This window comes from Tolypothrix tenuis PCC 7101, from assembly GCF_963874875.1.
GTDB classification, from domain to species: Bacteria; Cyanobacteriota; Cyanobacteriia; order Cyanobacteriales; family Nostocaceae; genus Aulosira; species Aulosira tenue.
Genome location: NZ_CAWNJS010000001.1, coordinates 8100397 through 8119689 on the forward strand (window position 1 = coordinate 8100397; position 19293 = coordinate 8119689).

Sequence of the window (19293 nt, forward strand, 5' to 3'; positions counted from 1 at the left end):
AAAATTATGTAACTGTTATTTGGTGTAACTTAGTATATCTTTGTACTCTTTTGGGAAAGTATGGAGTATAACGTATCAGGACTGATACTAACTAAGTATTTTCCTGCATATAGTTAGAAAAAAATAAACAGATACAACGTATGTTTAAACAAACCACTATACTTTCAGCAACGGCTGCGATCGCATTACTGTTTACAGGTTGTGGCGAGAGTAAAGTCGCTCAATGTAACAAAATAGTTAAGGTAGCAAATCAAGCAGTAACTATCGGTCAAGATTTTGGTAAAAATCCCAATAATGCCAAAACGGGTTCTAAAGCCTTAAATGAAGTCGCAGGTAAGATAGACACAATTACTACAGAGATGAAAGCACTGGAAATCAAGGATGAAAAGTTGCAAGGCTTTCAGCAGCGCTTTACCACCCTTTATCAGAGTACAAGTCAGGGTTTGAAGGATGAAGCTAAAGCTTTAGATAAAAAAGATTTAGCTAGTGCAAAACGTTCTTTAGTAACGTTGAAAAAGAATAGTACTGAGGAAAGTACTTTAGTAAAGGAAATTAATACTTACTGTTCTGGACAATAGACCCGTCCTAAAACTTGCAAGCCAATATTTACAAGGCTTTGAGACCAATCCTTGCAGATTCTCTTTAAACGTAACAATTAGGGTTTGATCTCTCTTTTGTTACTTTAGGGAAAGAAAAATAGAGAGAAGATTAACTAGCAATAGAGAAAAGAATCGGAGAAGCTCGAAAACCATTCATCAATTCGATTAACTTAAGGAAACAGCGTCTCATCCCAGGAATGTTGAATACATCTAAACAAGGTAACAGCAAATGGTAGAAGATATAAGGCTGAACAATTAGTCTCAAGTTATTCAGGGAACTTTTCCATGTCATGCCCGGTTCCCACTCTCGATGTTGGCGAAATTCAGTAGTTGATGCATTGATGAATGAAGAGGAATCAGTGCTAGAATTTGGAAGATTTTCAGCTACTGGTTTCTCAGCTTCTAATTGGAAATAAGTGGACTGAATGCTAACTAAAAGATAAGCACTAAAAATTATCTCCCACCAGCGCTCAATGCTTTCATAGTCTGTGAGGCGAAAATCAGCCCAGCCAAGTTCATTCTTGACTTGTTTAAAGCCATATTCAATCCAGTTTCTCAAACTATAATGATGTAGTGAGTGACCGTCTTGGAGTCCTACTATTTTGGCTATCTCCGGCAGAGATTTCTGTGGCATTTTTGATAGCATTCCCAAGTGTAAAAACTTGAATTCTTCAAAATGTCTCACATCCTCAAATCATGAATAATAGTGTTGACAATAGTTATCTATGAAGGCAACAGTGCTTACTGCCTGTCTACGCGGCGTAACCATCCCTATTCCTTACTGTTTCTGGTTTTCTTCCTGATTATACTTTCCCCGTAGTAACAAAAGAGTGATAACACAAGAGGTTTAAATCCAAGAATTAAACAACATTCGGAGTTTATAACCCTCAGAAGTGAGAGGTAAGCCTAAATAAATTGGTAGCCAGAAGATAAAAGCAGCCAAAATCATAAAACTAATTGTGACACCTAATGCTCGGAGTTCGCGGTGATAGCTGCGAAGACATTGATCAACAAACCAGGCGATCGCTAAAAATACAAAGACGACTGCACAGATATAATGGTAAATAAATACGCATCTCGTGACTTTTACCCAGGGTAATAAATTAGCTGCATAATTTATTACTATGTACAACGCAATCCAAGTATCAACAGCAAGATGGTCAGATATAGCTAAACGCTGCTTTTTCCACAAAGGAATTACTAATTTTGACAACAGCATTGCGGCTATAAATAACATGGCAGCCATACCAAACCACCATAAAAATGGATTACCCATAGCGTGGACATCATATATTACCCGTCCATCAGCAGCGGGTAAATTCGGCCCCATCACAGGTAATGGATCGCTGAAATTACGCGCAGTTTGATAATAATAAGCCATCGGTCGAGTCATGAAAGGCCATTTATACCAAGCTGCACAATATGGATGCACGGCTGGACTATTTCCGCCCATGTGCAAGTGAAAGTTTAAAATTTGCCGATGTACTTCAATAAAATCGTATCTTGTATCTAAGCGTAGGTGAGGAATCCAAATTAAGCTATAGACAATAGCCGGGATGATTCCTAAATAAGAGATCATCTGAAAAATGTTTAGCTGAGTCAGATTTTGTAGCGGTGTCTGAACTTTAGTTAATAAGGGTTCTATAGCTGTTTTATCTATGCTTCCAAAAAAGCTTTTTTGGCTAGTCCAAGAATGTAAAAACCGAATTAACCAAGCTGTTATCCAAAGTAAATAAGCACCTAACAAAAACCATAAACCATTCCATTTAGTACCAGTTGAAGCACCAAAGGCAATACCAGAGGCAATTAACCATAAAGCACGACGTTGTTTTTGATTGTCTAAGGCTAATAATAAAAACCATTGCCCTAAAAGACCAAAGATAACAATATAAATATTATTGAGTGCATAACGAGATTCCACCAAAAATAAACCATCACAAGCAGTAAATAACCCTGCTAGTAAAGCAAAGCTACGGCGATGACTAATTTGATAAGCAATAGCAGCGACAACTACAGGAATAAATGAACCAGTGAGAGCATTGATCCAACGATAATTCCAAGGCGACAATAAAGAACCTGCTAGCCCATTAACTGGTTCTTGCCCAAAATGAAAATGACTCCCAAGCCAAATGCCGATACCAATAATATATTGACTTAATGGCGGATGAGCATTGAAAAACGGCTTATTAATGAGATAGTTATTACCAAATGTGGCGAAATAAACTTCATCAAATACAAGAGTATTGAATCTACTCAATCCCCAAAAACGCAAAGCGAATGAGAAGAGAAATATACCTACTAAACCAATTTGGAACCATTTTTTATTTGTCATTGGTTATTTGTTATTTGTCATTTGTCATTTGGTAATTGGTAATTGGTAATTGCTTTTCTCCCCTGCTCCCTGCTCCCTGCCCCCTTGCCTCACCTACTGTTCAGAATTTATCGGTTGTTTATTATTTGTGGTTGCAATAACTCAATAGCGATCGCAACTACGGCGTTTGGATCAATTGGCTTAACGATATGCCTTTGGAAACCTGCGGCGATCGCTTTTTGCTGGTTTAATTCTCCCGCATAAGCAGTTAAGGCGATCGCGGGCAGAAATTTATCTGGCTGTGAGGCGCGAATAGTTTGCATGAGCATATAACCATCCATCTCTGGCATACCAATATCGCTAATTAATAAGTCGGGGACTGCTTCGACTAAAACTTTGAGTGCTTCTGATCCGGAGGCTACGGTTGTTACTGTTGCTTGTTGTTGTTTGAGCACAAAGGTAAGAAACTCACGGGAGTCTGGCTCGTCATCCACTACTAAAATATTGATACCCTCAAGATTGACATTTTGTTGCTCTGATGCTGGTAATGCAGGTGTCGGCACCGAATTTTTTGCTAAGGGTATATACACTGTAAACGTTGCGCCTTGTCCTTCACCAGCACTATCCACCGCTACAGTACCACCATGCAGTTCTACTAGCTGGCGCACAATTGCCAAACCCAATCCCAAACCCCCAAATTGGCGAGTAGTAGAGCCGTCTTCTTGTTGGAAATGTTCAAACACATAGGGCAAAAACTCAGCACTAATACCTTTACCTGTGTCTCGTACCTGAATCTGGGCATTTGTGTCCACACAGGTTAAACCAACTTCTATTTTTCCACCTGATGGTGTAAATTTCACGGCGTTGGATAAGATATTCCACACTACTTGCTGTAATCTTGTAGGATCGCCGATGACGCTGACCTTGGGGGTGATATGGGTGTGAATTTCTAGGGACTTAGCCTCAGCTCCTAATCGCACCGTTTCTAAGGCTGATGAAATGATGCTACATAAATCCAGGGGGATGGCATTTAAGATCAATTTACCCCGGAGAATCCGCGAAACATCCAGCAAATCGTCAATTAGTTGTACTTGTAACTTGGCGTTGCGCTCGATTGTCGCCAGTGCTGCGGCGGTGGCGCTGGGGCTGAGTTTACCATTTTGCAACAACTTCGACCAACCAAGAATCGGGTTGAGGGGGGAGCGTAATTCGTGAGAGAGGACGGCGAGAAATTCATCTTTGATGCGGCTGGCTCTTTCGGCTTCTTCACGGGCGGCGCGTTCACGCAGCAGTAATAGTTCTCGCTCTTGTTCAACTTGTTTACGATCGCTAATATCTTCGGCAACGCCTGCAATACGATATGGTTGTCCATCCTCATCGCGAACTAAAAAACCGCGATCGCGTATCCAGCGAATCGTACCATCAGGGCGGATAATGCGGTATTCTTCTGTATGATGACCGTTAGTTATGCATTTCTCTGTAGCTTTTAGAACTAAATCTTGATCGTCGGGGTGAATCATCTCTATCCAACTGCTTAAGTCGTGATAAAGAATTTCTGGGGAACGCCCCCAAACTTGCTCATAAGCAGGGCTGACATAAAGTAATTTGTTTGCGGTTGCATCGGATAGCCAAAAGACGCTTTCAATTGTTTCTGCCATTTGCCGAAAGCGTTCTTCGCTCTCACGCAGAGATGCTTCGATTTGTTGGCGATCGCTCAATGCAGCTTCGGCTTGCATTCGTAAGTCTTTTTCGCGCAATTGTGCTTCTTGTCGTAGTTTTGATAATTTTAGGCTTGCTTCTATACGTGCCAGTAATTCTTTGGCTGAAAATGGCTTGACGATATAATCATCGGCTCCAGCTGCTAGTCCTTCAATCCGCGATTCTTCCCCGGCTCTGGCTGACAATAAAATTATCGGGATATATTGAGTTTTGTAATCATTACGTAGCGATCGCAATAATTCAAAGCCATCAATTCCTGGCATCATTACATCAGTTAACACCAAATCTGGTGGATTTTGCCTGATTGCATTCAACGCCGCAATCCCATCCCCGACTGTTTCTACCTGATAGTAATCGCTCAAAAATCGCCGCAAATAATCGCGCATATCCGCATTATCATCAGCCAAGAGAATGCGGGCTGGGGGAGTTGGGGAAGCAGGGGAAGTCAAGGAGGCTGAGGAAGAATCGCCAGTAAATTCTCCCCCTGCTTGCAAAGACGCGATGAATCGCGTCTCTACCCTGCTCCCCTCCGTTCCCCAACGCCGCGCTTCCTCTACGTAAGGAGTTGCACCTAATGCTGTGGAAGGTGATGTGCGACTAGCGCGGAGGGATTCTTGGGGTAAGTGCTCATAGCCAGTAGGAATTGTCACTGTAAAACAGCTTCCCCCTCCCCAAACACTGGTAACGCTCACCTTACCGCCATGAAGTTCGACAATTTCCCGCACTAGCGATAATCCAATTCCTGAACCTTCAAAACTTCGCCCGTGGGCACCTTTAATCCGATGAAATCGCTTAAATAAATTGGGTATTTCTTTGCTGGGAATGCCTATGCCTGTATCTTGAACTAATAAATTAACGTGGTTTTTAAAATACTCTAATTTAACGGTAATTTTACCAGAAAATGTAAATTTAAAGGCATTTGATAACAAATTAAATACAATTTTTTCCCACATTTCCCGGTCAATATAAATTTCTGCGGGTAAGGGCGTACAATCGACGATTAGCTGGATTCCCGCCTGTTCAATGGTGGAGCGAAACGCACTAGCAAGTTCTGCTGTAAAGGTAGCTAAATCCGTTGGTTCATATACTGCTTGAATTCTTCCGGCTTCGATGCGAGAAAAATCGAGTAAGGTGTTGACTAATTTTAATAAACGTAATCCATTGCGCTGGACAATTTCAATTCGTTCTCGTTGAATTGTAGGTAAGGAAGCAGTGTTATCTGTTAACGCATCTTCCAATGGCCCCAACATTAAAGTTAATGGGGTGCGGAATTCGTGGGAGACGTTACTAAAAAACTCGGTTTTGGCGCGGTCAATTTCTGCGAGTGCTTCGGCGCGTAACCTTTCGGCTTCGTAGGCGCGCGCATTTGCGATCGCAGTGCTAATTTGTCCTGCTACTAAATCCCAAAAGCCTTGGTAATCATCATCAAACTGACGGCGGGGACTGATACCTGCAATCAAAAATCCGCTTAGTCGCTCTTGTGTGGGGGTGGTGAGGGGTAGAACTACAGCTGTTGTGGGTGATTCCGGCCAAGCACCACCGGGTAAATCAACAAAACCTGACTTTACCAAATCTACTACCTGACTTTTCCCATCAGCAATGACAGCAGGAAGTAACCAGCGATCGCATATTTGGCTATCGGCGTTGATGTCTATTCTTTGTGGACTGGCGGTAGTTCCTGGGGGTAATCGGGTTGTACCTACTAGTCTTGCCTGAGTTGCTTTCTCATCCAGCAGATAAAGCAAGGCAAAAGGCACATCATAAGGATTATTATCTAAGGTTTTGGCGGAAATCTCACAAGCATCTTCAACAGTTTTCGCCTCTGCGGTATTAGCTGCTAGTTCTCGCAAAATCCGCAATCTGCGATCGCCCACAACCCGACGGGTTTCTTCAGTACAGGCGCAAAAGACCCCACCTACAGTCCCATCGTCTTGAGGGATGGGACTGTAGGAAAAGGTAAAGTAGGTTTCCTCTGTGTAACCATTGCGCTGCATCACTAAGAGCAATTCCTCATTCCACGAAGATTGCCCTTTTTGCAGCACGGCTTCCGCTTGTGGCCCCAGAGTGTCCCAAATCTCCGCCCATACTTGGGATGCTGGCTGACCTAGCGCTTGAGGATGGCGTTGACCCAAAACCGCAATGTAAGCATCGTTATAAAACTTGGTTAGCGACTCTCCCCACCACACAAACATGGGGTAGCGCGACCCTAACATGATGCGAACAGCAGTTTTTAAGCTTTGCGGCCAAGTTTCCACAGCACCAACAGGGGTGGTTGACCAGTCAAGCGATCGCATTAGTACCGCCATCTCGCCTCCACCTGTCACAATATTTTCACATGCTGCTGATTTTTGCTGAGTGCCCACAATCTTTACTCCGCTCTGGAAAAGTATTTCATAAAACCTCACGGTCACGAAGGAAATTCGCTTTTTGAGAGGCGGGGTCAGATGAACAGGGTGGCTTGAGTTTGTGAATTAGCTTCATTGTTAAAGGGGAGGGGGTTGCCAGTCCATTCTCCCAAAGATAAATTTGGGGAAGCTCAACCCCTATGGGTAATTCTGCCAAATAAACAAGTTCTATTGTAATTTTTAAGTAGAATTACCTGCTATGTCTATATATCCTGAGAAAGAATGAATTTAACGCTGATTATCCTCAACTTTGGCAATTTCTAACATTGTTTTTAATACTGAATCTGGATTCAAACTAATGGAATCTATGCCTTGTTCTACTAAGAATTGGGCAAATTCTGGGTAGTCGCTGGGTGCTTGTCCACAAATGCCAATTTTGCGATTATACTGTTTTGCCGCTTCGATGGCCATTTTGACCATGCGTTTGACACCAGGAATGCGCTCATCAAATAATCGCGCTACTAAGGCAGAATCTCTGTCTAATCCTAGTGTTAGCTGAGTTAAGTCATTGGAACCAATCGAAAAGCCGTCAAAAACTTCCGCGAATTCTTCCGCCATAATCACGTTATTGGGTAACTCGCACATGACATAAACTTGCAAGCCGTTGACACCTTGCTGTAAGCCATTTTTTGCCATTTCCTCTAATACTAAACGTCCTTCTTGGGGAGTACGACAGAAGGGAATCATGGGGATGACGTTGGTTAAACCCATATCTTCCCTGACGCGTTTAAGGGCGTAACATTCTAAAGCAAACGCGTCTCTGTAACCTTCATCATAGTAACGTGCTGCCCCGCGCCAGCCTAACATGGGGTTTTCTTCATGGGGTTCAAATTGTTGACCACCTAACAGATTGGCGTATTCATTACTTTTAAAATCCGACATCCGCACGATCACGGTTTTTGGATAAAATGCAGCAGCAATTCTGCCGATACCTTGAGCTAATTTATCAACAAAATATTGGGGTTTATTCTCATATAGTGCGGTGATTTCGCCAATTTTGGCTTTGACAAATTCATCTTTTAAATTGTCATAGTGGACTAAGGCCAGAGGATGAATTTGAATTTGATTGGCGATAATAAATTCTGTCCTAGCTAAACCTACGCCATCATTAGGAATAGCAGATAAGCTAAATGCTTCTTGGGGATTACCCACATTCATTAAAATTTGCGTGCGGGTGCGGGGTAAGTTTTCTAAGGGCACTTCTTTAACTTCAAAAGGTAATAAGCCGGGGTAAACTCTTCCTTCTTCACCTTCCGCACAAGAAATCGTCACTTCTTGCCCAGTTTTTAAGATTTCCGTTGCATTTCCACAACCAACAATTGCAGGTACACCCAATTCTCGCGCAATAATCGCCGCATGACAGGTGCGACCCCCAGAGTTAGTGATAATTGCACTAGCCCGTTTCATAATCGGTTCCCAGTCGGGGTCAGTTCTATCGGTGACTAACACATCCCCAGCTTGGAACTGGTCGATTTTATGCACATCAAGAATTAGGCTGACTTTTCCTTGGCTAATCGCTTCCCCAATGGCGCGTCCAGTTACCAAAGGGACAGGTAATTCAGGATTATGGATGAGGGATTGGAAAGATTTTTCCCCAGCCCCCAGACCCCATTCCCCAGTCCCCAACAACAAGCGATAACTCCGCAACACGTTACCTAACTTCTGCGATTGCACAGTTTCCGGACGTGCTTGGACTACAAATAATTGATTGGTAATACCATCTTTTGCCCATTCAATATCCATGGGGGTGTAATGGCCGTGAACTTGAGAATAATGGTCTTCAATCACGCAAGCCCAACGCGCTAGTTGTAAAATCTCCTCATCGGTGAGGACAAATTGACTTCTTTCGCTGGGAGGAACCAGAACATTTTTCGTAAATTTTGAGCCGTCATCATAGACCATTTTTAATTCTTTACTGCCCAATTTTTTATCGACAATTGGGCTAAAACCAGCTTTTAAAGTTGGTTTAAACACATAATATTCATCTGGATTTACAGTACCTTGCACAACATTTTCCCCTAAGCCGTAAGCAGCAGTAATTAACGCTGCATCCTTAAATCCAGATTCCGTTTCAATAGAGAACATTACCCCAGAAGATGCTAAATCAGAACGCACCATTTTTTGCACGCCCACAGCCAGCGCCACACTAAAATGGTCAAAGCCCTTAGTATGACGATAGGAAATAGCGCGATCAGTAAATAGGGAAGCAAAGCACCGATGACAAGCGCCTAAAACCCCCGCCACACCCACAACGTTGAGGTAAGTTTCCTGTTGTCCGGCAAAACTTGCATCGGGTAAGTCTTCCGCCGTAGCGCTAGAACGGACAGCGACATCTGTATCTGCATTGTAAGACTCACACAAACTTGCATAAGCATTGGCGATCGCACTCCGCAATTCTGGGGGAAATGGTGTGTGCATTAATAGCGATCGCGCTTTTTTACCTCGTTCTTGTAAATTTTTGACATCCTCCACATCCAAATCTGCAAATAGTTCTCTTAGCTTGGCTTCTAACCCCGCAGACTCGATGAAATAACGATACGCATAAGCAGTAGTAGCAAACCCCATAGGCACATTAACGCCTTTGGGTGTCAACTGTTGAATCATCTCCCCGAGTGAGGCATTTTTCCCGCCCACTAAGGGAATATCCGCAATCCCCACCTCATCAAACCAAAGGATCAGCGATCGCTCTTTGGTATCAACAGACAAAGTATTTTTAGCTACTGTTACCATCAGTATTACCTCACAAGTAAATGCTCTGGTTGTAAGTGCGAAATCGCTAGTACTGCTACATTGAAAGTCAAAAGTCAAAAGTCAAAAGAATTGTATTCTCGGCTTTGGGGCTATTTTTTTAGAAGTTTGATTTTCGCCGTACTAGTACAGCTACATATATTGGGCAATATTCAAGCTTTGAAGATTAGGGATCAACGATAAGAAGGAGCGGTTCTTAAATTCTTATTTTTTGAATAGAGTCTTGATTTTTGCCATGTTGTACTAGTACATAGCGACCAAAATTAAGCTAAAAGCTGAAATCAGTAAAAAGCTTGTCAGACAAGCTTTTTTACTTTTTACTTTTTACTTTTTACTTCTGCCGTGGTGTGCTAGTATTTTTTGCCCATGTTTAATTTTAGATATTAAATTTGGGATTGTGCTATAAATTGCCAGGATTTAGTCAAGAAAAGTTAACAATAATTGGCGATAATATCTCTATTGAGAATTAGGGATATAATATAAGATGGCGCAATTAGAACAATTACTGAAAATGGCAGAAGACGAGCTAACTGAGTACAGTACTGATGCTCGCAAAATCGAAAAACTGCGCCGTAAAATTGGCTTATCAGTATCTTTAGCAGAGCAGAGGCAAATCAAAGCTGCCTTATTAGCTACCATGCAACCAAATCAAATTGCCCAAATAGTCGAAGAACAAAGACAAGTTGTTGCTTTACCATTTTGGGGAATTGCAGGTTTGGGTTTATTATTAGGAATTTCTTTAAATCAGCCGATAGGATTATTAGCAGCTATAGCTGGTAGTGTCGCTGCTTTTAGAATTCAAAAATGGGGTTGGCAATTACAAGCAAAACGCCTATTATTGCAAACATTTGAAGATATTGAAGCGCGGATTGCTCAACCAAATAAGTAAAAAACAGATACACACAGATAAGTTATTTGTATATGTCTGTGTGTATCCATATTTTGTAGCGACTGAAGTTGCATCTATGTGTAACACATTTGCCACTTATTGGAAGCAAAAGGTAGCAAAAATAATATTTAATCTTAATAATTAAGTTAATCACTGAGTATTTTTACTTCTTTAGAATTTTCTAGATATCTACTAATAACTACAAGAGCATATGATGCATTCTTGCTCAAGTCAGTGTAATCTCCAGGCTTAAAAGAATTTGTTATGGAAAATCTTTGGCATACTCTTTCTAACCACTTACGTGAATGTTTCCTTAAGATTCCACTAGATAATGGTGTGTAATATAAATCTGTATCTACTACATTAACAACAAACTTGCACTTGAACTTAGCAGTCTCAAGTTCTTGACCTTCTAATGTCTTTGCAAATTTAATTAATTCATCTACATTTACTTGAAACAAACGTGAAAAACCTGCTTCAAAATCATCTAAACCTCGTTGAATACCAACGGTAGCTTCTTGTAAATCTTGCAGTTCCCACTCTAGCATACGAGTTAAAAGTTCAGCCGCTACAAGACTTACATCTTGCCCTTGTTGTGCTGCTTTTTCACGGAGTTGTGCTTCTATTTCTGGACTAAGGGAAATAACGATAGACATATGCTTTTTTTGCTATCAAGTGTTTGTGCGTCATTTTAGCAAAACCCCCAAGAATGAAGCCTAAAGTTTGAAGTTACATAGCAATCTGATTTGATTTCTGAAAAAATCTCAGTAACGCACGAAAAGCTTTGGCATTGATGCGTTACGCTATCGCTAACGCATCCTACGCGAACTCTTAGAAAACTTCTTTCCTGAGTTCATAGAGCTATTTTTCCCCGATATCGGTAATTGCTACCATTGAACCAGCACAGGAGGAAGAAGTTATGGAGATTGTCACAAGTTGGGAACGTAGAGCAAGTCAGAGAGAAGCTGTGACGATGGTTCTGCGCTTGCTCAATCGTCGTGTCGGTGCGTTAACTCCCCTGTTACAGGAACGGATTCAACAGCTATCAACCCCTCAGTTAGAAGATTTGGGTGAAGCCTTGTTAGATTTTAGTGCGATCGCCGACTTAGAAAACTGGTTGATTGCTCATGAAAGTTGAGGATAAGTAAAAGCGATCGCCTTGGCTTTGTAACTACCCATAGTGCAATCGCTTGGACATTTTCAACCTTCCTAAGATTCCCTTCCCGATGTCCAGGTATCACGCCATTTCACAGTACCTTCTTTGGCAATTACCCAGCGACGAGGAACGGTATTCTCCCGCAGGGGCGATTGCCCTTCGCGCCACATGGCATATTTATAACTAATTAACTTACCAGTACTCTCATCAAAGGGAATCTCTGCAAACCAGGTGTTGGTGTTGATGTACTCTAGGGGATAGGCTTTGCTGATATCCCAGTTACCCAACTCTGGACAATCTCCTGTAACTACGATAATTTCACCAGGTTGAGTTTGTACACCGTTTAATTGCACGCGGACAATTGTTTGTCCTTTGATTCTTTCACCAACGTGGCTGAAAACAATCACTCCCCGTTCTGCAAGTACTAAGTTGTGAATTTTGCCGTCTTTGACTTCATACTTATTGCGTGTGATTACACAAGTATGTTCACCATCTGGTAATTCTGTTTCGACTTCCTCTAGAGTGACTTCTCCCCCGCGATTCAAAGCGACAAAGCACAAAGAATCACGATAACGGCGCACGTAGCAATAAACATCTTCAGTTAAGTATTTTTGCCAGTGGCTACCCATTGATATGGCTGGGTTTAATCGCCGTAAGCCAGATAATAATCTGACGTAACGGTAAATTTCTGTATCAGTATCCCAACTTTCCATCATTGGGCGATTGTAGGGATCGTTTCCGCCATCGGTATCGTTATGCAGATATTGTTCTGTGCCGTAATAAATGCAGGGAATACCACGACAAGTCATAATGAGAGCGATCGCAACTTTTAACATCGCTGGATCAGGGTTCAGCGATTGGAAGCGAGACATATCGTGGTTATCGATAAAGGTAATTAACTCTGTAGCACCACTGTAGCGATGGTCTTGGTCAAAGATATATTGAATGGTATGGAAACCGTTTTCTGAACCTTGAGCTAATGCGGCTCTAATGGCTACACACAACCCAAAGTCTAGAATTGTCATCCCTGAGTTATTGGCAAATTCCACAGAGCGATCGTCACTGGGACTACTATAAATCCATTCGCCAAAAATAAAGACATCTGGCTTGTGATTGCACATATCACCAGTGAATTCTTGCCAAAACCAAATCGGCATATGCTTAACAGTATCCACCCGTAAAGCATCTACACCCCGATCTAACCATTGTTTAATCGCCGACTTGATATACTCCCGGTATTCGCTATTATTTTCATTAAAGGTTGCTAGACCAGCTAATTCGCAATTCTGAACTTGCCAATCATCTTCCCAGTTTTGCACTTCACCGTAGTGATGATACCAATGATTTACATCATCATTGAAGTCAGCAATTTTCACGCCATCATCATATAATTCGCCTTTGCTACCACTAGTATCTGGAGTGCTATGGTTGCAAACAATATCTAGTATTAACTTCATGTTGCGCTTATGCATTTCTGCAATTAAGCGGTCAAAAGTTGTATCTTTTGTCTCTTGAGTAGCGTTTAAAGAAGGGTTTTCGTCTTTAGCAATAAATCGAGGATTGAGTCGCTTAAAGTCTTTTGTCCAGTAGCCATGTATGGCAGCATTACCAACAAATAATTCTTCAACTTGTTCAAATAAAGGAGTTAGCCAAATAGCTGTTACTCCCATGTTTTTCAAATAGTCTAATTTATCAATTACACCTTGTAAATCTCCACCCCAGTATTTACCCCAGTCTTGTCCTGTGGGGTCGTAGAGTTCTGAGTTGATACCTTCGCTATTATCTGGATCGCCATCATGAAAGCGATCAACAACGATAAAGTAAATAGTTTCTTGACGAAATTCAATATCTCTGGTGTAGAGAAATTCTAAATTAATGTCTGTCTCAGTTGGCGGTGATTGAATAATATTTTCTACTTCTTGATTGGGAGCATCTACTTTGTATTGCTCTGGAGAAAATTGAGATGGGGGAGTCTGTACCATAAAAATTTCAAAGTTATAGAGAATAAAAGTTTGCAGCCTTCAGAAGATGTCGTGGTGAACTTATTCATGTAACTGCAAACATGGGTATTATCTAATCATATTTCTGCTTTAGGCATCTATCTCCAGTTACTAACAGCTTCTGTCTTTGGTATGACTTAAAGCAATAAGCTATATATCTTGGGATATCAATAGCTAGAGAGCAGGCATTTTATGGAAGCGATCGCTGTATATAAACGAAAGATAGATTTATCGTATGGGCAATGCAATATTGTTATGCTCTTTTGTAAATTCCTAAAAATATTTTCATTAATACAGTCAAAAAGCTCTCATATTTAAATGAGAGCTTTTCAATATTTTATATGGTTCGGCTAATTATTATAGAACTCATATTTGATTTTTGAAACTCAAGCGTAACGCATTTTTATTGCTTCTGTTCTGCTTGCGGACTCGGCACAACATTGACAGGTGAAATATTCTGATTTGGTTTTTGAATATTACTTCTCCTTTGTCTATATACTTGGTTTTGAGCGCAATTGATGCTAGCAGTATGTTCACGGTTCTTTTTTGCTGCATTCAAGCAATGAACATAAGCAGCTCGTTCGCGCCCTCGCAGTCGCCCACCTGCATTAGAGCGAATGTTATTCACTGGTAAATTGGTATTATCTGTTGATACATTAGCGTTGGTTTGTTCAAGTTTAGGTTTAGCTGAAACGCTTGGTATTGTCAGCAAAGAAAATAACAGCAAAATTGAAGCTGTGTAACAATATTTTTTCATAGCTATGTTTGCCAAAAATTAATAATTTTAAGAGCGTACTCTTAGAGGATGTTTGAAAATTCTGTAGTAGTGTATCAAATATTTTTTACCCCACCCTAGCCCTCCCCTTAGAAAGCAGGGCTGATTCATTCGATAAGGTATGTATTTTGTCAATATGATTGGCGATAAATATTCGGGCAAAAGTCATGAATTATTGACCATATTGATGCCTAAGATTGAATGCCAATTGAATACCTTGCTGATTTTTCATCTCCTGAACCCTTGATTTTTCAAGGCTTTTAGGGAATGAAACAGCCCTGCCTTAGAAAGGGGAGGGAACTGGATTTTCCGGTCTCCCCCCTTTCCAAGGCAGGGCCGTTTCATTCGTAAGGATATGTATTTTGTCAATATGATTGGCGATAAATATTAGGACAAAAGTCATAAATTCTTGACCATTTTGATCCCTAATATTAAATGCCTTGCTTATTTTTCATCTCCTGAACCCTTGCATTTTCAAGGCTTTTAGGGAATGAAACAGCCCTGCCTTTCCAAGGGGGGATTAAGGGGGGTAAAAGTGCAATTAAAATCACAGGAAAAAACTTTTCAAACAACCTCTTAGATTAAAAATGACATTAAATATTCAAATAAATAATGTTGTAAGCACCTAATATTAAAAATTTATTGTTAACCAATTGCAGTGTAAATTATTATCTAATTGTCAGTAAAAATATTTATTATTTATGATTTTTTCTAAAAACAATATATATGTCATGAAATTTACTAGCTAACCTGTGCAAATTGTCATAAGCATATATATGCAGTATTAAAAATCAAAAAGCTGATAGTTTAATACTTAACAAGGCTTACTGATCCGATACCCAAATTTTCAAAAAGTCGGGTATCTAAATCCTGTGTCAATCCTTGGTGGTGCGTTAGCCTGCGGCGTAACACACCCTACCCCAAGTACAGGTTTTCACAACAATTTAATCAGCAAAAGCAGATATTGCTTACTCAAAAGCAGCTTTTGCTTTCTCATTGCAGTGTATTTAGTAAGTCAAAGTAAATATGACTTATTCAAAAGCAGCTTTTGCTTTCTCATTGCAGTGTATTGAGCAAGTCAAAGCAGATATGACTTATTCAAAAGCTGCTTTTACTTTCTCATTTCAGTGTATTTAGCAAGCAAAAGTAGATATGACTTATTCAAAAGCAGCTTTTGCTTTCTCATTTCAGTGTATTGAGCAAGTCAAAGCAGATATGACTTATTCAAAAGCTGCTTTTACTTTCTCATTTCAGTGTATTTAGCAAGTCAAAGCAGATATGACTTATTCAAAAGCTGCTTTTACTTTCTCATTTCAGTGTATTTAGCAAGCAAAAGTAGATATGACTTATTCAAAAGCAGCTTTTGCTTTCTCATTTGCGTATTTCCTTGCAGAAATCGCAGCATAAATACAGCAGATGGCAAGTTAGTGAGGTACGCTGTATGTTAAGAATTTTTGATGGTGCTTCCTTATTTTGAATTTCGCCTTGCGGTGCTAGTTTGTCAATCAGTTTTGTAGGTTAGATATTTATGTTTCCCAAGCGACGAATTTTTTCAGCAACGATTATCGCTATTGGTATCTTAGTGACATTTTTAGGAATTAGCAGTTTTCAAAGTTTACCAGCAAATTCTCAGGAAATTCCAAAACCTACCCTTACAGCAACTGTTGACTTGGGACGCTCATTTAATCAGTTGGGTATTCAAGGTTCTATTTTAATTTACGATCGCAACAACAAAAAATTTTACGAACACAATGCGGCGCGCAATTCACAAGCGTTCCTACCCGCTTCGACTTTCAAAATTTTTAACTCGCTTGTCGCCTTGGAGACTGGAGTCATCCCCAATGATGTGGCTGTGTTGACTTGGGATGGTATTCAGCGCCAATTTCCCAGATGGAATCAAGATACCAATATCCGCCAAGCATTTAAAAATTCTACAGTTTGGTTTTATCAAGTGCTGGCGCGCAGAGTTGGTTACGAACGGATGAATAAATTTATCCAGCAAGTTAGCTATGGAAATCGTCAAATTGGTACACCTGAGCAAATTGATAAATTTTGGTTAGAAGGGCCACTAAAAATTACAGCCAGACAACAAATTGAGTTTTTAGAACGTCTCCAGCGCCAAGATTTACCTTTCTCACAGCGGACTTTTGATTTAGTCAAAGATATTATGATTTACGAAAGTACTCCCGACTATATACTGCGAGGAAAAACAGGTTTAGCTACAAGTGTTACTCCTAATTTTGGCTGGTTTGTAGGATATTTGGAACAGAATAATAATGTTTATTTCTTTGCAACAAATATTGATATTCGCAATGAAAATGATGCTCCGGTTCGCATTGAAATTACTCGGCGTAGTCTCAAGGCTTTAGGGTTATTATGAGGTGAATTGTGTAGTTAATTTCAATTTGAAACAAGAATGTGACAGATTGTGGGGGTAAGGCAATGCCCATACGTGTCAACTTAACGTGAAACCCGCTTGGTTGCAAGGTTTCGTCCTCACCCTGTGCCCCTCTCCCTCAGGGAGAAGGGAGCAAGAGATTCAATTCCCCTTCTCCAGGGGGAGAAGGGGTTAGGGGATGAGGGCGCGAGGTATTTGTACAACGCCTGCCCTATATAGCTTTTAGCTTAAGTTGACACCAATGGGTAAGGCAATGCCCATACGTGTCAACTTAACGTGAAACCCGCTTGGTTGAAAGGTTTCGCCCTCACCCTGTGCCCCTCTCCCTGAGGGAGAAGGGAGCAAGAAATTCAATTCCCCTTCTCCCTGAGGGAGAAGGGGTTAGGGGATGAGGGCGCGAGGTATTTGTACAATGCCCGCCCTATATAGCTTTTAGCTTAAGTTGAAACAGGTGGGCATTGCCTTGCCCTCTAGAATATTATTGATTTGTTGCAAACATTATTTGATTTGGTATTAATACCAATTTGAAAAAATCATGCGAAAGATGGTTAGGGCACGGCATCCAAAAATTTCTGGTATATTCAATTATCTTACTGGTGCCTTGCCCCTACAAAGAATTTATATGTGGCAAAGATTATTTGAATTGGTATTATTACCCTTTACCCTTTTACCTTTCCCCCTTAACCCTACACTAGGAATATTTAACTAAAACGATTTGCTCGTTTGCGGCGTTTTATTTCTGCTTGAATGGCATTAACCACAGTTTCAACTACTTTAACTCTGGCATAATATTTATCATTAGCAGCAACGATTGTCCAAGGCGCAGTTGGGGTAGTGGTGCGTTGAATTGCTTGATTAACTGCAACTTCGTAATAAGGCCACTTTTCCCGATTGCGCCAATCTTCATCGGTGAGTTTGTACTGTTTAAAAACATCATTTTGGCGTTCAGTAAAGCGCTTTAGTTGTTCCTCTGGGCTAATGTGTAGCCATAATTTAACTAAAACGTAACCTGCACTGGTTAATTGGGCTTCAAATTCGTTAATTTCTTGATAGGCTCTGCGCCACTCGGTTTCTAGTGCAAATCCTTCGACTCGCTCAACTAAAACACGCCCATACCAAGAACGATCAAAAATACCAATTGTGCCAACTGTGGGTAATCGTCGCCAAAATCGCCAGAGGTAATGATGGGCTTTTTCTTCATCTGAAGGTGCAGCAAAGGGATGGACGAAGTAACTCCGGGGATCGAGGATATCAGTTAAACGCTTAATAGCTCCACCTTTACCTGCTGCATCCCAACCTTCAAATAGCACTAATACAGGAATTTGATGTTTGTGGATGCTTAACTGCAACTGACGCAGTTGTATTTGTTCTCTAGCTAATTGCTCCTCGTAGTCTACTTCGGAAAGACTTTGGTTTAAATCAACCTGAGCCAGGATGTTAGGTTCTGTGGGTTCTAAATGCGCTTGTGGCGGTATTATCGGCGCAGGAAGTTTAATTTCTAGTCTATCCAGCGCAGTTGTTAAAGTAGCTACTAGATGAGTTAGTACTTTTACCCTAGCCCAGCGTTGGGAATCACCTTCTATTAAAGTCCAGGGAGAACTCCCAGTACTAGTTTGCACTAGCATTTCCTCAGCAAAAGCCGTATAGCGATCGTAATGTTTTTCTTGCTGCCAATCTTCCTTACGTACCCGCCAAGCTGTCAGGGGATCTTTAGCATATTCTTTCAAGCGGCTTTTTAATTCTTTACGGCTGAGATGTATCCAAAATTTAGCGATCGCAACTCCATCATCTACCATTTGCCGTTCAAAAGAATTAATTTGCCCCATTAAGGTGGGGATTTGAGCGTTTGACACAAGCTCAAATAAACGGTCTTCTAAAACATGGGTGTACCAACTATGGTAAAAAATGCTGATTACGCCTTGGGATGGTAGTTTTTCCCAAAACCTCCAGAGAAAGGGATATTGGCGTTCTTCGGGTGTAGCCGCCCAAATGGGATGAACTTTAAATCCACGGGGGTCAATATAAGATACCATTTGCTTGACTAACCCACCTTTACCAGAAGCAGCCCAACCTTCCAAGACGACAATCACAGGTAATTTTTTTTCCCAACAAGCAGTTTGCAACACCCGCAGTTGATGCATGAGTCTGTCAATCTCAGACTTATAAGTTGCTTTCTCTAAAGTCAAGCTTAAATCTAGTGTATTTAACATAATAATTTTTAATTCGTAATTCGTAATTCGTAACTCTTAATTAAGAATTGCGAATTTTTCGGGATACTGATTGCTGAATTATA

Annotated in this window: 11 protein-coding genes and 1 pseudogene; 4 read left to right on the forward strand and 8 right to left on the reverse strand. The window is 40.8% G+C overall.

What is annotated here, in order from left to right:
• Positions 1 to 140: 140 nt before the first annotated feature.
• A complete protein-coding gene (locus AACU25_RS31950; RefSeq protein ID WP_199347324.1) occupies positions 141 to 578 on the forward strand; it encodes a hypothetical protein in 438 nt (145 codons plus the stop codon).
• A gap of 439 nt (positions 579 to 1017) precedes the next feature.
• Here the strand turns inward: AACU25_RS31950 and AACU25_RS37095 are convergent.
• The 4 genes and pseudogenes from AACU25_RS37095 to ppsA form a co-directional block, all read right to left on the reverse strand.
• Positions 1018 to 1164, reverse strand: a pseudogene (locus tag AACU25_RS37095) (IS701 family transposase); the annotation flags it as partial.
• Between the two features lie 282 nt (positions 1165 to 1446).
• Complete coding sequence (locus AACU25_RS31960; RefSeq protein WP_096582589.1) at positions 1447 to 2931, reverse strand: dolichyl-phosphate-mannose--protein mannosyltransferase; 1485 nt, start codon at positions 2929 to 2931, stop codon at positions 1447 to 1449.
• A gap of 107 nt (positions 2932 to 3038) precedes the next feature.
• Entirely contained in the window at positions 3039 to 6992 is a 3954-nt protein-coding gene (locus AACU25_RS31965) for an ATP-binding protein (protein WP_321206701.1), read from the reverse strand.
• 270 nt (positions 6993 to 7262) lie between these two features.
• Positions 7263 to 9764 carry a phosphoenolpyruvate synthase gene (gene ppsA / locus AACU25_RS31970; RefSeq protein WP_096582591.1) on the reverse strand — a complete coding sequence of 834 codons (2502 nt, stop codon included), beginning with the start codon at positions 9762 to 9764 and terminating at the stop codon, positions 7263 to 7265.
• Positions 9765 to 10266: 502 nt separating this feature from the next.
• Here ppsA and AACU25_RS31975 point away from each other — a divergent pair.
• Entirely contained in the window at positions 10267 to 10671 is a 405-nt protein-coding gene (locus AACU25_RS31975) for a hypothetical protein (RefSeq protein ID WP_096582593.1), read from the forward strand.
• A 146-nt stretch (positions 10672 to 10817) separates the two neighbouring features.
• Here AACU25_RS31975 and AACU25_RS31980 read toward each other — a convergent pair whose 3' ends face one another.
• Complete coding sequence (locus AACU25_RS31980; protein WP_321206702.1) at positions 10818 to 11327, reverse strand: hypothetical protein; 510 nt, start codon at positions 11325 to 11327, stop codon at positions 10818 to 10820.
• A 263-nt stretch (positions 11328 to 11590) separates the two neighbouring features.
• Between AACU25_RS31980 and AACU25_RS31985 the strand changes: the two genes are divergently transcribed.
• The gene (locus AACU25_RS31985) at positions 11591 to 11809 is read left to right on the forward strand and encodes a DUF4351 domain-containing protein (RefSeq protein ID WP_096582595.1); all 219 of its coding nucleotides are present in this window, start codon (positions 11591 to 11593) and stop codon (positions 11807 to 11809) included.
• A 71-nt stretch (positions 11810 to 11880) separates the two neighbouring features.
• Here AACU25_RS31985 and AACU25_RS31990 read toward each other — a convergent pair whose 3' ends face one another.
• Together AACU25_RS31990 and AACU25_RS31995 are read right to left on the reverse strand one after the other, a co-directional pair.
• The gene (locus AACU25_RS31990; protein ID WP_096582597.1) at positions 11881 to 13809 is read right to left on the reverse strand and encodes an alpha-amylase family glycosyl hydrolase; all 1929 of its coding nucleotides are present in this window, start codon (positions 13807 to 13809) and stop codon (positions 11881 to 11883) included.
• Between the two features lie 421 nt (positions 13810 to 14230).
• Positions 14231 to 14584, reverse strand: coding sequence for a hypothetical protein (locus AACU25_RS31995; RefSeq protein ID WP_096582599.1), 354 nt, complete (start codon positions 14582 to 14584; stop codon positions 14231 to 14233).
• 1546 nt (positions 14585 to 16130) lie between these two features.
• Between AACU25_RS31995 and blaOXA the strand changes: the two genes are divergently transcribed.
• Complete coding sequence (gene blaOXA, locus AACU25_RS32000) at positions 16131 to 16982, forward strand: class D beta-lactamase (RefSeq protein ID WP_096582601.1); 852 nt, start codon at positions 16131 to 16133, stop codon at positions 16980 to 16982.
• Between the two features lie 719 nt (positions 16983 to 17701).
• Here the strand turns inward: blaOXA and pap are convergent.
• On the reverse strand, positions 17702 to 19210 hold the full coding sequence (gene pap, locus AACU25_RS32005) for a polyphosphate:AMP phosphotransferase (protein ID WP_096582603.1): 1509 nt from the start codon (positions 19208 to 19210) through the stop codon (positions 17702 to 17704).
• Positions 19211 to 19293 lie beyond the last annotated feature (83 nt).

Coding starts and splice junctions, on each gene's coding strand:
- AACU25_RS31950 (WP_199347324.1), top strand. CDS start 141: ATGTTTAAACAAACCACTATACTTTCAGCAACGGCTGCGATCGCATTA.
- AACU25_RS31980 (WP_321206702.1), bottom strand. CDS start 11,327: ATGTCTATCGTTATTTCCCTTAGTCCAGAAATAGAAGCACAACTCCGT.
- blaOXA (WP_096582601.1), top strand. CDS start 16,131: ATGTTTCCCAAGCGACGAATTTTTTCAGCAACGATTATCGCTATTGGT.
- AACU25_RS31960 (WP_096582589.1), bottom strand. CDS start 2,931: ATGACAAATAAAAAATGGTTCCAAATTGGTTTAGTAGGTATATTTCTC.
- AACU25_RS31995 (WP_096582599.1), bottom strand. CDS start 14,584: ATGAAAAAATATTGTTACACAGCTTCAATTTTGCTGTTATTTTCTTTG.
- AACU25_RS31990 (WP_096582597.1), bottom strand. CDS start 13,809: ATGGTACAGACTCCCCCATCTCAATTTTCTCCAGAGCAATACAAAGTA.
- AACU25_RS31975 (WP_096582593.1), top strand. CDS start 10,267: ATGGCGCAATTAGAACAATTACTGAAAATGGCAGAAGACGAGCTAACT.
- ppsA (WP_096582591.1), bottom strand. CDS start 9,764: ATGGTAACAGTAGCTAAAAATACTTTGTCTGTTGATACCAAAGAGCGA.
- pap (WP_096582603.1), bottom strand. CDS start 19,210: ATGTTAAATACACTAGATTTAAGCTTGACTTTAGAGAAAGCAACTTAT.
- AACU25_RS31985 (WP_096582595.1), top strand. CDS start 11,591: ATGGAGATTGTCACAAGTTGGGAACGTAGAGCAAGTCAGAGAGAAGCT.